Raw genomic sequence first — 13,060 nt, 5'->3', positions numbered from 1 at the left:
CAGCCGATGTCCGCAACCGCGCCGCTACTGACCAATATGCGACGCGACCGACATCATCGCCTCAGAGTTCGGGTGGGCGCCCAAGCCGCCATCGAAAACTTCGGAGAACGTCCAGCGAACGACGCCGTTGCGGTCGAGCAGGAACTGGCCGGTGAGCTGGCCCACGCCGGTCGCCATCATTTGCTGGTCCGCTTCAGTGATATCGTAATTGTCTTTTTTGTTCAGATATTCGAGCGTGGCAAACGGATCCATCGGCTCAGGCATTTCGCCCGGCACGTTGAGCCGCATCGCCTTCACATCGCTCATCGAGACCTTGTGCGGCAATGCGCTCTCGCCCTCGGTTATTTGCATATTGGGCAATCCAAAGGCGCGGTGTGAAACGCGCTCCGGATCAGATGCAGCAAGCAAACCAACCATCGGATGGTACCGGAGATAAAGGCGCGCCCGCTCGATGGGCGTGTTCACCACCGTGAGGCTTTCGATGCCCTTTGCGTTAAGGGCTGGTGTGAGCAGCGAAACCGTCGCGATATGACGCCTGCAAAACGGACAATGCAGACCTCGATACAGCCCAACCAGCACTGGCTTCTCGCCGCGGAAATCGTCGATAGCTATCTTGCCCTCGCGAGTAATTGCGTCGAGTACGAAATTGGGCGCTCGTTCGCCCAGTTGCAGAGGGCCTACGTCGGCGCGGTCAGACATGCTTGATCCTCCTCGCGGCTCAATCCAGTAACGAAAGCGCGGCGGTACTTCCGGCTCCAGCCGGTGTTCGGCACACACGTCCTGAGCGTGCTGAAATTGCAATGTAGCACAGAGATGGGCGGACGTTGAGGCGCTACCGAAGGCTACGCCTTGCGGAGCCTCACTCCTGGCGCGCAGAAGCAAACGGCTGGCAATCAAGGAATCGATTACAGGTTGGAGCCTACCAACGAGCGGAGCATTTCGGGCCTTCGGGACGGAATACCGCCGTGAAAGAGGCGAAGCCAGCTGCGAAGTTCCCGACGCCGGTGTCGAAAACAATCGTCGAATTGGTGGCGACTTAGTGGCGAAACGAAAAAGGCCTAGATCGACGATTTTGGCCAACATGTTAGTAAGTTTGCGGGCGCTGATCGGAGCCCATGAAGCCACCTATGTCGGACTTCACAGGGTTGTTCATCAAGCGGGCAGTAGCAGGTGAGACGAGTGCTCGATGAAACCCCGTCCCGTGCAGAAAGCCCAGGGGCGCTGGAGCCTGAACGCTATACGGTCTATTGCGCCGACGACCGCATCCAGGTTTGTTCTGGGACCTCGAGCAGATGAAAGTGCGGAACGGCTCCGACGTCTGTCGGTTCCAGAGCTACACGAGCTACAGCAGCGCCCTGAATTTCGCCCAGAAGAATTTTGGTGGCGAGGGGGCGAGCTGTAGTTGTTGAGATTACCCTTTCATGTGTGCGCCCCGATTCGCCGAATCGGAAGGCTTTGGGTAAGTTCACCAGTCTATATCGGCCTCGAATGATTTGACCGGCGGGCGGTGCTAGTGGCGAAACAAGTGGACGTGAATCCGAAGCCAGAAGACAACGCAGTGCTGGCAGGTATCAGCCGCCATCCGCTGTTGATTGCCATTGTAACTAGCGGCTTAGCTCTGTCAGGCGTTTACATGACGGTACTCTACAAGTCGTCACCCAACGCATCCGAGCTTTCCGCTGCACAAGATCGCGTCGAAGCCCTTGAACGCACTGTTGAGACTCTGAAGCATGAAAATGACGAACTGAAGCGGACAATTTCAGAATTTGTCACGCAAGCTTCAACCGTCACAGAGAGTGTTGTGATACCCGAGGGCAGTTTCATTGGGGTGATGGACAAAAGCTATATCGTGACTCTGGACAGAATCTCGGGCGGTATCGCAGAGCTATCTGTCCGCGACCTCACTGGCTACTCAGAGAAGAAGTTCATGAATGGTGGTGGGCAGATCAACCTCGAATCGCAAGGTCGTAGATGCATCTTGCGGCTAATGGAGGTTCTTGGCACCGGCGTAAGAATCTCAACCGAGTGCCCGTCCAAATAATGTAATGGGGGAATATCGGAACACGCCCAGTTACTAGGTTTAGCGCGACTGGGCCAATCCCGACGCGAAGCTCTATACGACCGGAGCAGCTGCCGCCTTCTTTCGCCGCAGCTCAAACGCCTTGCGCCGTCTCTTCTTGGAGTCTCCAATCCGCCACGTTTTGGACTTCACTATATCGACATAGGTCTCGAACGACGCGACGGCGGCGGCTTCGCGATCCTCTGCGAAGAATTCGTCAATCCGGTCGGGCAGTACGGCCGTGTTGCCATTCTCCAACGAGCAATTGAAAATGTCGATCTTCGCAGCGGGCTCTCGCGTTTTTTCATCGTTCAAGGTGAACCCGGCTGCAGCTACGGCCACCACCAGTCCGTCAAAAGCTTCCTTCAATGCAGCCTGGTCTTGTCCCGATAGACACAGGTCGTCCATGTAAACAGACGGCGTGATCGTGTCAGGCAGAGCCCGCAGGTAAGTGCCTATTGGTGACTCCGAGAGAATGAGGGTGGCGAGGATAGGAGACCGCACGAATCCATATGGAAGTACATAGCCTCCGCCCGCAAACGGGTTTTTGACCGTCGACCACTTGGCGTAGTACTCCGGCTTCGGAATACCAATGTCCTTGAGGACGCGCTTCAGACGGTTGCGCTTGATGCTGTAGAAGAAACGGCTGAGGTCAACACGGCAGAAGAACGCGTTTTTGCGGTGCCTGTGGAGGGCAACCACGTGAGAGCCCTCCTTAAAGTGATAAATGAATTTGTCGAACGTGTATTTCTTGGCGACTTTACGCTTGAGCTTTCTGCCCAGCTCCTCGCCAAACGGGTTCGGAACGAAGATCGGCTTTCCATTTTTCCAGTAGGAGTGGCAAAAATTTTCGAAAGGACCGGGCATAGTTGACAACCTTGCTGATCAGATCAATTAGTATAACCGCATTCTTCAAAAGAAGAAGGGTTACCGAAAGAACTGATGCAGCAAGGTGTAGGCGCTTTTGATTTTTGGTCATAGGCGTTCTCCATTGCTAGACCCCGGCATACCTGCAACCTCATCTTCACGATGGAGTTGTCAACTGAGAGAACAGGTATTCCCGAAGCCCAGTCCCTAGGTGCTTCCCGAGAGTCGCATCAAGGTCCGATGGGCCAGCGCGAGGTGCAGCCTAACGCCGAAGTCAGGCTGGAGATATGGATGCGGATTCGGTCTTTCAATGGCAGGGGAAGCCGCCAGTCATATTTAATTTTCGGGAGTTTCTTTGAAGCCAAATCATCTAACCAATTCTGCAGGTTAGATTTGGGCAATGCAAGGGATTGAGCCTGCGACTCCATCCGTGTGAAGGCAGCTAATAGCCCAAGAATGCCGGAATTCAGCGGGTTACAGCGTTCACTAACCGGCACGTAAAAGATCAGCGTTACCTCACCCTGTCGATCATCTTTAAGCGCCCCCCCCAATCCCTCAAAATAGCCAGACCCTTATCAACACAAAACATTGGTTACAATCCATGTCCCCGTTTTGTTCTTCTGGGGATTCGTCTAACGTGAGGTGGATTTGAATCACTTCCGGTCGTAGCCGGACGATACCCCGCGGTGTGAACATGACGCCCTCGCAGTACAACGCTTGGCTTAGGCAGCAACAGCAAAGGCATAACGATGCCGTCCGCCGCTATAACAATGAGGTGGACCGCGTAAATCGAGCCAACAAGGCAGCTGCGGAACGATATGTGAGGGAGGTCAATCAGGAGATTGACCGCGTAAACCGGCACAATCAGCAGGTTGTAAACGAGCGAAATCGCGCAATACGCAAGAACAATCAAAACGCTCAAGCCGCAGTCGACAAATACAATACTGCGGTCCGGCAGCACAATGCGCAGGTCGAGAGCAATCGGCAGCAACTTAGGCGTCAGATTGCCAGCCTACAAAGTCGACCCAACACTCGGTATGTTGGGGTTCGCAGTTCGGCGCTCGACTTGAACGACCGATTTGAACGTGTCGAACACGAAGCGCGAACTTCAACAGGCGTTTCCAACCTTCTGACCTTGTTGGAGAAGGAGGCTGGAAATAGTGCGCAAGTGGCTGAAGCATTTGTGTCTGACGATCCAAAGGCTCCGGAGAGTGCGCAGGATACGGGTATCCTTGAGTACCTGGCGGGATTTTCCCAAGATCTTTGTAATCGTTGGAAAGGCGCACTTTTTTCGCTGAACCCAGCAAATCCCGATGCAGGGCGTCATTTCTGCACGAGCGTTCGCGAAATCTTCAATGAGATACTGGGCAGATGGGCCAACGACGACGATGTACGCGAAGCGGATTGCAACTGCGAACTGACGCAGCAGGGTACGCCATCCCGGAGGGCAAAAATCCGCTACCTTTTGAAGAAAAAAGGCGCCGACTCCCCTGAGATGTTGGGATTTATCGACAAGGATATTGAGGACATTCTACAGTTATTCAAGGTGTTTAACGAGGCTACCCATGGCGAGGCCGGAAAACACGGTTTTGCCAAGCTCCAAAATATCCGCAAACGCGTCGATGGCGGTATTATGTTCCTTGCGGCCGTCGCGCTGTAACCCTCTGGGACTGTGGCTTTTCACCTTCTTTCGCCACTTTCCCACATCCCCTGCCTTTGCCTCGGTCGAGCGCATAGTAGGTCTCGCCGCCGAGCTCTTGAGCCATTCTCTCAGTTTGGAACTGAAGGCGAGATTTTCCCGGTCATTGTGCCAGATGAAGGCGTGGCGCTCGGCACATGCCATTTGGCCATTCCTGGAGATTGGATGGTGGGCGATGCAGGGATTGAACCTGCGACCCCACCCGTGTGAAGGGTGTGCTCTCCCGCTGAGCTAATCGCCCGCTCGTTGCCCGAAGGCCAAGCGAGCCGCGATATAAGGGAGGCGGGTGCGGGAAGTCAAGGCGATGCCTAGCGCGTTCTGACAGGGATCGGATTGTTGTCCTTTAGCACCTGCCTGAGACGTGATGCCGGCCGTTTTCCTGTCAGTTCCCCGCGGCGACAATCAGCCTTTGCGCCAGATCGAGCGTCAGGGCGTCGAAATGCGAGATCACCGCCGAGGGTTCGAATTCGCGGACATGGCGGTCGGTGTAGCCGAAATCGACCGCCACCACTGGAATGCCGGCAGCCTTGGCGGTGTCGATGTCGGTTTGCGAATCGCCGACCATCAGCGCGCGATCCGGGTCGCCGCCGGCGAGCCTGATGGTCTCGATGAGATGGCGCGGGTCGGGCTTGCGGAACGCGAACGTGTCCTGGCCGGCGATTGCGGCGAAATGCTTCGTCAGGCCGAGCGCCTCGATCAGCGCCAGCGAGTTGGCTTCGTATTTGTTGGTGCAGATGGCCAGGAGATAGCCGGCGTTCTCGAAGCGGGCGATCGCCTCGACGACGCCGGGGTAGGGGCGCGATTTGCCGGGGATGTTGAGGGTGTAGTGGTCGAGGAAGAGTTTCAGCAGCCGGTCGTGCTCCTCGACGTCAAGCGACCGCTGTTGGGCGGCATGGGCCCGCTCGATCATCACGCGGCCGCCGTGACCGACAAAGCGCCGGAAGCCAGCCTCATCGACCGCCGCGATATGGCTGGCGGCAAGGCTGTGGTTCAGGCTATCGAGCAGGTCGGGCGCTGTGTCGACCAGCGTACCGTCGAGGTCGAACACGATGATCGGGCGAGTCATGGTCAGTCCTGGGCCAAGTTCATGCAAGTGGCAGGCGATAGCGGCTGCGGCGCGTCAAGGCAAGCGGGATGGGGCAAGCCGGCTGAGTCGTTCGGGCAAGCCAGCCCCGCCGGACCGGGTATTTCGTGGCTTGCCGCCAGACATGAAAAACCCGCCATGGCGGCGGGTCGTTGGCGCGAATCAGCACCATGGATAGATATGTAGCATAGCTGCCTTCACCGGGTCAAGAAAAAATTCCTATCGGAGATACCTGACGCATTGCCCCTGACCGTGCGTTGCCAGAACATCCATGCTGCTCGTCGCCAGGGAGTACGCCGCTGCCAAAGGCTTTGACCCGACCGGCAAAAATGCTAGGAGCCCAGCAGCGAATTTCCGGGGCAGCAAGCGGCATGGATGCAAGACAGTTGAAGGTCGAAGCCGCGCGGGCAGCGCTCGCCTATGTGAGCGACGGCATGCGGCTCGGAATCGGCACCGGCACCACCGCCGAAGAGTTCGTGCGGCTGCTTGCCGAGAAGGTCGCCACCGGCATGACCGTCATCGGCGTGCCGACGTCGGAGCGCACCGCGTTGCTCTGCCGCGAGCTTGGCGTGCCGCTGTCGACGCTGGAGGAAACGCCGGAACTCGATCTCACCGTCGATGGCGCCGATGAGGTCGATCCGGCGCTGACCCTGATCAAGGGCGGCGGCGGCGCGCTGCTGCGCGAGAAGATCGTTGCCGCGGCTTCCCAGCGCATGATCGTCATTGCCGACCAGTCGAAGATGGTCGAGACGCTCGGCCGGTTTCCACTGCCGATCGAAGTCAATCAGTTTGGCCTGCGCGCAACCGAAATCGCGATCGGCACCGCGGCTGAAAAGCTCGGCCTTTCCGGTCCGGTTATATTGAGGATGACGGGGGGCCAGGCTTTTGTTACAGACGGCGGCCATTTTATCCTCGATGCATCTTTTGGCCGCATTCCGGATACAAGAGCGCTTTCGAATGCTCTCCACGCCATTCCGGGCGTGGTCGAGCATGGTCTTTTCATCGGGCTGGCGTCAGCGGCCATCATCGCCGGCGGCGACGGTATCCAAACTGTCCATGCCGCCCGAAAACCAGGGAGTTCTACCGATCATGATGTTGCATAACCGGGTTCGCAGCCTTTGCGCCGTTCTGGCGGCTACGGCCGTTTTCGCCTTCTCTTCGCCGGCGTTTTCGCAAGAAGTCACGGACTCGCACCTGAAGGCCGCCCGCGCGGCGGTAGCGGCGATCCACGCGACCGACCCGTTCGACAACATCCTGCCGCAGGCGGCAGCCGCGCTCGAATCGCAGCTCATTCAGAAGAACCCGGACATGCAGGAGCTGATCGGCAAGACCATCAACGAGAAGGCGCTGGCGCTCGCCTCGCGCCGCGCCGACCTCGAGAAGGAAGCCGCACTCGCCTACGCAAAAGTGTTCTCCGAAAAGGAACTGACGGATATCGCCGCCTTCTACAGTTCCGATTCGGGCAAGAAGCTGCTGGATAGCGGCCCGACCGTGACCCGTGAACTGGTCAAGGCAGCCGACATCTGGCAGAACGGCCTCGCACGCGATCTCGCTCAGCAGGTTGGCGAGACGCTGGCCGCGGCCGCCAAGGCCAAGGCGCCGGCAGCCCCTGCCGCAGCACCCGCGGACGCAGCCGCGCCTGCGGATGGCGCTGCACCCGCCGATGGTTCGGCTCCGGCAGACGACACGCAGAACTGATCTTGCGTTTCCAAATGGCCTTGCGGCCATCGATGAAGCCCGGCTTGTCCGGGCTTTTCTTTTGCTGCCTGGCGGCCTACCTGTCACTGGATTTCTGAAGCTTGAGGAGCCGCCAGATGGCCGGTTACGACTACGATCTTTTCGTCATCGGCGGCGGCTCGGGCGGGGTGAGGGCGGCGCGCGTCGCGGCCGCACTCGGCAAGCGCGTCGGCATCGCCGAGGAATACCGCTATGGCGGCACCTGCGTCATCAGGGGCTGCGTGCCGAAAAAGCTCTATGTCTATGCATCGCAATTTCCCGAGCATTTCGCCGACGCCGCCGGCTATGGCTGGACGGTGCCGGAGGCGAGTTTCGACTGGCAGACGCTGGTCGCCAACAAGGATCGCGAGATCAGCCGGCTGGAGGCGATCTACCAGAGGAATGTCGAGGGCGCCGGCGGCGAGGCCTTTCACTCGCGCGCCATGATCGTCGATCCGCATGTCGTGCATCTCCTGGGCGAAGATCGCACAGTCACCGCCGACCAGATCCTGATCGCCACCGGCGGCCGCCCGGCGCCGCATCCGGCGCTGCCCGGGCATGAGCATTGCATCTTCTCCAACGAGGCTTTCGATCTCAAGCAGCTACCCAAGGCGATCATGATCGAGGGCGGCGGCTACATCGCGGTCGAGTTCGCCAACATCTTCCACGGCCTCGGCGTCGACACCACGCTGGTCTATCGCGGCAAGGAGATCCTCAGCCGCTTCGACATGGACCTGCGGCGCATGCTGCACGAGACAATGGAAAAGAAGGGGATAGAGATCCTCTGCCATTCCGTGTCGGAATGGATCCGCAAGCGGCCGGACGGCCGGCTCGACGCAATCGTCACCGGCGGCAAAGTGCTGACGGTCGACCAGGTGATGCTGGCCATCGGCCGCATCCCCAACACCGAGAATATGGGCCTGGAAGGCATCGGCCTGGAGATGACCAAGACCGGTGCGATCGCCGTCGACAAATACTCGCGCACCAACATCGACAACATCTGGGCGATCGGCGACGTCACCAACCGCGTGCAGCTGACACCGGTGGCGATCCATGAGGCGATGTGTTTCATCGAAACCGCCTTCAAGGGAAATGCGACGGCGCCCGACCACGACACCATTGCGACCGCCGTCTTTTCACAACCCGAAATCGGCACGGTCGGCCTGTCGGAGGATGATGCGGTCAAACGCTTCCCCGACATCGAGATCTACCGCGCCACTTTCCGGCCGATGCGGCATACGCTGTCCGGCCGCGACGAGAAGATGCTGATCAAGCTGGTGGTCGACGGCGCGTCGAAGCGGGTGCTCGGCGCGCACATCCTGGGACCGGATGCCGGCGAGATGGCGCAGCTTCTCGGCATTCCGCTGAAAGCCGGGCTGACCAAGGATGATTTCGACCGCACGATGGCGGTGCATCCGACAGCCGCGGAAGAGATCGTCACCATGTACAAGCCGACCTATCGCGTGAAGGATGGCAAGAGGGTGGATTGACCTGGCACATGCCGAGGTTCAGCTCTCCACCGCGGCAAGGGTCTTGCCACGGCGGAGATCTGGGAATTGCTACAGCAGCGTGCCGCGCAGGATCACCAACGCCACCGAGAAATAGATCACCAGCCCGGTGACATCGACCAGCGTGGCGACGAACGGGGCCGATGCGCTGGCCGGATCGAAGCCGATGCGTTTCAGGGCGAACGGCAGCATCGACCCCGACAGCGAGCCGAAGGTGACGATGCCGACCAGTGCCACGCCGACCGTCGCGGCGATCAGCGGCCAATGCGGCCCATAGTCGTAGAAGCCCATATATTGCCAGAGCGCGATGCGGCCGATGCCGACCACGCCGAGCATGGCGCCGAGCACGAGGCCGGTGGGCAGTTCGCGCAGCGCCACCCGCCACCAGTCGCGAAGACCGATTTCGCGCAGCGCCAGCGCCCGGATGACCAGCGAGGTCGCCTGCGAGCCGGAATTGCCACCCGAGCTCATGATCAGCGGGATGAACAGCGTCAGCACGATCGCCTTTTCCAACTCGCCCTCATAGCTCTGCATGGCGTTGGCCGTCAGCATCTCTGAGATGAACAGCGCGCACAGCCAGCCGCCCCGCTTCTTGATCATGGCGAGGAAGCTCATCTTCATGTACGGCTCGTCGAGCGCCTCCATGCCGCCGAAACGGTGCACGTCCTCGGTCGTCTCCTCGATCATCGCGTCGATGATGTCGTCGATGGTGACGATGCCGAGGATCTTGCCGTGGTCGACGACCGGGACGGCGAGCAGGTCGTATTTCGAGATCGTCTGCGCCAGGGTTTCGCGATCGGTCAGTGGGGTGACCGTCACCGGCGCGCGATCCGGCGCCACCGTCATGATCGAATCCTCCGGCTCCCCGGTGATCAGCCGGCGCAGGCCGGTCGACCGCATCAGGAGATGCGTCTGCGGATCGACGATGTAGATCGCGTAGACGGTTTCGCGCGTCCGCTCGACCTTGCGGATGTAGTCGAGCGTGCGGCCCACGGTCCAGTCCGAAGGCACGCTGACGAACTCCGTCGTCATGATCGATGCGGCGCTGCCTTCGGGATAACCCAGAATGGCAAGCAGCGTGGCGCGCAGCGGCGGCGCAAGCCCGCCGAGCAGCTCGGAACGGGCCGGCTCGTCCAGCTCGCGCAGGATGTCGGCGGCGCGGTCTTCCGACATGGCGGTGAGCAGCTTGCCCGCCTTGGCGCGCGGCAGCGCCTCCATGAGTTCGGGCGCGCGGTCGAGTTCAGGCTGGTCGAAGATCTCGACCAGCCGCTCGAACGTCACTTCACAAAGCAGTTCCGTCGCGCTTTCTCGCGGCTCCCTGTTCAGGGCCTCGACAATGTCGGCGACGTGATCGTTGGCTAGGATACGGGCGATCGCGACGGCCTCGTCGCTCGCTACGGGGGTAAATTCGTTCATGGCTCACTCCTTGCCGTCCGGCAGGACATGAACCATTCAGGTCACGTCTAGGCGGACGGCTGTTGCGTTCGACTGTGACTGTCGCCAGGCATGGCGCTGTGACCTTTCCGCTTGCGGGTTCGCGTTTGACTGTCTGCAAGCCGGCGCAACATAGGTGCGCGCCTTGCCGAGTCAATCGTGGTGAGGATGAAAAACGGTGCCGAATGGCACCACTCGCGAGACTGTGATCAGCGGTCGCCGCATGGCGCGGCCGGCCGAGATCAACGGGTCGTCATTTCTGCTTCAGCCGGCGCGAGAAGCGCAGCCACTTGTCCTCGACCGGCCTTGGCTGGACAAGAATCGTGGTGAGTTCGACAGGCAGGGTCGGAACCAGGGGCTTCTTGGTGGCGACGCCGTCGGCGATCGCGACGATGCTATGGTAGAATTCTGCGCCGGCCAGCGATCGCGGCGCCACCGCCTCGTGCATGACGCTGATGACCGTGACATCGGGGCAGTTGTCCTTGATGGCCTGATGGAAGGCAATCTTGCCCTCCGGATCAAGCGCGCCGGTCGCCTCGTCGAGGAACAGCAGCCCCGGCTGCTGCAGCACGATGCGCGCCACCACCAGCTTCTGCTTCTGGCCGCCCGACAGAACCTGGTCCCAGCTTTTGCCTTCGCGGCTTGCGTCGGCCAGATGCGAGATGAAGTCGCCAAGGCCGGCCTTGTACAGCGCCGCCGCGACATCCGCATCGCTATGATTGTGCTCGGAGCCCGGCAGGCAGACCAGCTGTTTCAGCGTCACCTGCTGCAGCTTGACCTCCTGGGCGGCATAGAAACTCTTCACGCCCTCGGGGAAGACGATGGTGCCATGGCCATAGGGCCACAGGCCGTTAATCGCCTTGATCAGCGAGGTCTTGCCGCAACCGGATTCGCCTTTCAGGAACGTCCATTCGCCGCGCCGGAAGCGCAAATTGGCGGCGCTGAGGAACGGCGTGGCGTCCTCGCCTTGATGCGCCAGTTCGAGCTTCTGGATGGTCAGGCCGAAAACCGGGTTCTGGCTGGCGTAGTGGAAGTCGGAACGGCCGGTCTGGCTGTAGAATTCCTGCGGATGCTGGACATTCTCGATCGCATTGGCCAGTTCGGTGACGCGCTGGCTGTTGGCGCGCAGCGTGGCGATGGCGGGCATGACGTGGATGAACCACGAACATTGGCCGATCAGCGAATTGACCAGCTCGGAGCCGGTTATGTAGCCCTTGAGATCGAGACCATTGTGAATGAACGGCACCAGGCCAGGTCCGTAGGCGACGATGCGGGCGCCGATGAAATTGTAGATCAGTTCGAACGACATGTAGACGGTGTTGACGATGTTCAGCCGCGTCCATGTGCCGTCGATATCGACATAGAGCCGGCCATGCATCGTCCTCTGCACGCCTTCGCCCTGGGACGCGGCGACATGGAAGCTGCGGCGCAGGAACGTCGTCAGTTCGCCGCGATAGCTGCCTTCGGCCTGCTGCATCCTGACGTTGAGGCGCTCGAGCAGGCCGCCGAGCTTAACCGCGATCCAGGTGTTCAGCGGCACATAGGTGGCGACGGCGAGGAAAGCGAGGACGGCGCTGCCATAGCTGCCGAGGAACTCCAGCCCCTTCACCTCGACGGAGTTTTCGAGCAGCTTCTGGCCGACGAAATAGAGCGAGGTGGCGACGCCCAGCACGCCCATGGCGAGCCCGATGGCGCCGCCGGTCATGTCCTTGATGGATTCCTGGACGCGCTGGTCGATGTTGTCGGGCGCCGGTGCGCCGCTGCCGGTCGACGCATGCTGGGCATGAAAATGCGTATGATTGTTGTCCAGCAGTGCTTCGTTGAAGCGGCTGTCCAGCCAACCACGCCATTTGCGGTGCAAGGTCGCCGAGACAAGATTGCGGATGCCGGTAAAGCCGGCGTCCTTGAGCAGGACCAGCAGCACGAGGATGCCGGCATTGACCAGCAGCGTGCGAAGCGGCGTGGTGTTGGCTGCGTCATGGAAGAAGGCGATCGAGTTGACCAGCTCGCCGGAGGCTTCGGCGAACCAGACACCGGCCTTGCTGGAGAGCGCCGTGAGCAGCGCGATCACCAGCGTCAGCGTCCAGGCTTCCTTCCACCGATCCGAAACCCAGTAGGCCCGCATCAGGCCCCAGAAGGTACGCATCGACGATACCGGCGTCAGAAGCGATGGCCGTGCGGCATCGCGAGGTGTTTTTTCCGGTACTGACTCTTGCGTTGGTCTATCGACCCGAATCACGATCCCGCCCAAACCATTTTTGTTTTGTTACGGATGGTAACACCAATTGATCATTTTCTATTAATTTTTAAAGCTGGCCAAAGGGATTACCCCGGACGACCGTTGCCATGAGGCAACAGATTGCAGGACTGAACCGCCGTCAAATCGATTGGAGAAAACAGAATATCGCTATTGATTTCAAATTGTTGATGGACGCGGGAGGGCCATAGGCGAAGTTTCCCTTGGGGAAGGTTTTCACACGGGTTTGTGAACTCGAAAATCTAATTGACTGGTAAATTTCCTGACTGCGGACTGACCGAATCTTCGGAAATCTTCCGTTCGTGACCTCGCCAGAGGCAGAAAAGTGACCCGAAACGGTCGTTGCGGCAGGCGCGCCGGGCGGCACATCCGGGCCCGTTGGGTGAGGTCAGGAACCGCGTTTGACAATTGCTTCGTTCGGGATTGAACCTTCCCG

Annotated in this window: 10 protein-coding genes and 1 tRNA gene; 5 read left to right on the top strand and 6 right to left on the bottom strand. The window is 59.8% G+C overall.

Annotated features, from left to right (window positions below; genetic code table 11):
- Positions 1 to 24 precede the first annotated feature (24 nt).
- Complete coding sequence (locus tag AC1D08_RS28600) at positions 25 to 699, bottom strand: peroxiredoxin-like family protein (RefSeq protein WP_457154210.1); 675 nt, start codon at positions 697 to 699, stop codon at positions 25 to 27.
- 826 nt (positions 700 to 1,525) lie between these two features.
- On the opposite strand from AC1D08_RS28600, the gene AC1D08_RS28595 reads away from it, so the two are divergent.
- On the top strand, positions 1,526 to 2,041 hold the full coding sequence (locus tag AC1D08_RS28595) for a bZIP transcription factor (RefSeq protein ID WP_477424604.1): 516 nt from the start codon (positions 1,526 to 1,528) through the stop codon (positions 2,039 to 2,041).
- Between the two features lie 72 nt (positions 2,042 to 2,113).
- On the opposite strand, the gene AC1D08_RS28590 is transcribed toward AC1D08_RS28595, so the two are convergent.
- Positions 2,114 to 2,926: a reverse transcriptase domain-containing protein gene (locus tag AC1D08_RS28590; RefSeq protein WP_477424602.1), complete on the bottom strand. Its 813-nt coding sequence runs from the start codon at positions 2,924 to 2,926 to the stop codon at positions 2,114 to 2,116.
- 694 nt (positions 2,927 to 3,620) lie between these two features.
- Between AC1D08_RS28590 and AC1D08_RS28585 the strand changes: the two genes are divergently transcribed.
- Entirely contained in the window at positions 3,621 to 4,586 is a 966-nt protein-coding gene (locus AC1D08_RS28585; protein WP_477424600.1) for a pPIWI-associating nuclease domain-containing protein, read from the top strand.
- Positions 4,587 to 4,791: 205 nt separating this feature from the next.
- Here the strand turns inward: AC1D08_RS28585 and AC1D08_RS28580 are convergent.
- A tRNA-Val gene (locus AC1D08_RS28580) sits at positions 4,792 to 4,866 on the bottom strand.
- A gap of 141 nt (positions 4,867 to 5,007) precedes the next feature.
- On the bottom strand, positions 5,008 to 5,691 hold the full coding sequence (locus AC1D08_RS28575) for a phosphoglycolate phosphatase (RefSeq protein ID WP_477424598.1): 684 nt from the start codon (positions 5,689 to 5,691) through the stop codon (positions 5,008 to 5,010).
- 389 nt (positions 5,692 to 6,080) lie between these two features.
- Here AC1D08_RS28575 and rpiA point away from each other — a divergent pair, with 389 nt between their 5' ends.
- The 3 genes from rpiA to gor all read left to right on the top strand — a co-directional run bounded on the left by rpiA (position 6,081) and on the right by gor (position 8,915).
- Positions 6,081 to 6,812 (top strand): ribose-5-phosphate isomerase RpiA, encoded by a 732-nt coding sequence (rpiA, locus tag AC1D08_RS28570; RefSeq protein WP_477424596.1) that lies wholly within the window; start codon positions 6,081 to 6,083, stop codon positions 6,810 to 6,812.
- Positions 6,799 to 7,407 carry a DUF2059 domain-containing protein gene (locus AC1D08_RS28565; RefSeq protein ID WP_457154959.1) on the top strand — a complete coding sequence of 203 codons (609 nt, stop codon included), beginning with the start codon at positions 6,799 to 6,801 and terminating at the stop codon, positions 7,405 to 7,407. The genes rpiA and AC1D08_RS28565 overlap by 14 nt, the downstream gene beginning before the upstream one ends.
- 116 nt (positions 7,408 to 7,523) lie before the next feature.
- Complete coding sequence (gor, locus tag AC1D08_RS28560; RefSeq protein WP_477424594.1) at positions 7,524 to 8,915, top strand: glutathione-disulfide reductase; 1,392 nt, start codon at positions 7,524 to 7,526, stop codon at positions 8,913 to 8,915.
- Between the two features lie 69 nt (positions 8,916 to 8,984).
- Here gor and mgtE read toward each other — a convergent pair whose 3' ends face one another.
- On the bottom strand, positions 8,985 to 10,349 hold the full coding sequence (gene mgtE, locus AC1D08_RS28555; RefSeq protein ID WP_457154436.1) for a magnesium transporter: 1,365 nt from the start codon (positions 10,347 to 10,349) through the stop codon (positions 8,985 to 8,987).
- A gap of 271 nt (positions 10,350 to 10,620) precedes the next feature.
- Positions 10,621 to 12,513 (bottom strand): ABC transporter ATP-binding protein/permease, encoded by a 1,893-nt coding sequence (locus AC1D08_RS28550; RefSeq protein WP_477424592.1) that lies wholly within the window; start codon positions 12,511 to 12,513, stop codon positions 10,621 to 10,623.
- Positions 12,514 to 13,060 lie beyond the last annotated feature (547 nt).

The organism is Mesorhizobium sp. P2_E6 (genome assembly GCF_056403835.1).
Note: the sequence above shows the minus strand (reverse complement) of the source record. Positions and strands in the feature narration are given on the sequence as shown.

Excerpts from the sequence above, each read along its gene's own strand:
- AC1D08_RS28600 (WP_457154210.1), bottom strand. The coding sequence starts at position 699 with ATGTCTGACCGCGCCGACGTAGGCCCTCTGCAACTGGGCGAACGAGCG.
- AC1D08_RS28590 (WP_477424602.1), bottom strand. The coding sequence starts at position 2,926 with ATGCCCGGTCCTTTCGAAAATTTTTGCCACTCCTACTGGAAAAATGGA.
- AC1D08_RS28585 (WP_477424600.1), top strand. The coding sequence starts at position 3,621 with ATGACGCCCTCGCAGTACAACGCTTGGCTTAGGCAGCAACAGCAAAGG.
- AC1D08_RS28575 (WP_477424598.1), bottom strand. The coding sequence starts at position 5,691 with ATGACTCGCCCGATCATCGTGTTCGACCTCGACGGTACGCTGGTCGAC.
- rpiA (WP_477424596.1), top strand. The coding sequence starts at position 6,081 with ATGGATGCAAGACAGTTGAAGGTCGAAGCCGCGCGGGCAGCGCTCGCC.
- AC1D08_RS28565 (WP_457154959.1), top strand. The coding sequence starts at position 6,799 with ATGATGTTGCATAACCGGGTTCGCAGCCTTTGCGCCGTTCTGGCGGCT.
- gor (WP_477424594.1), top strand. The coding sequence starts at position 7,524 with ATGGCCGGTTACGACTACGATCTTTTCGTCATCGGCGGCGGCTCGGGC.
- mgtE (WP_457154436.1), bottom strand. The coding sequence starts at position 10,349 with ATGAACGAATTTACCCCCGTAGCGAGCGACGAGGCCGTCGCGATCGCC.
- AC1D08_RS28550 (WP_477424592.1), bottom strand. The coding sequence starts at position 12,513 with ATGCGTACCTTCTGGGGCCTGATGCGGGCCTACTGGGTTTCGGATCGG.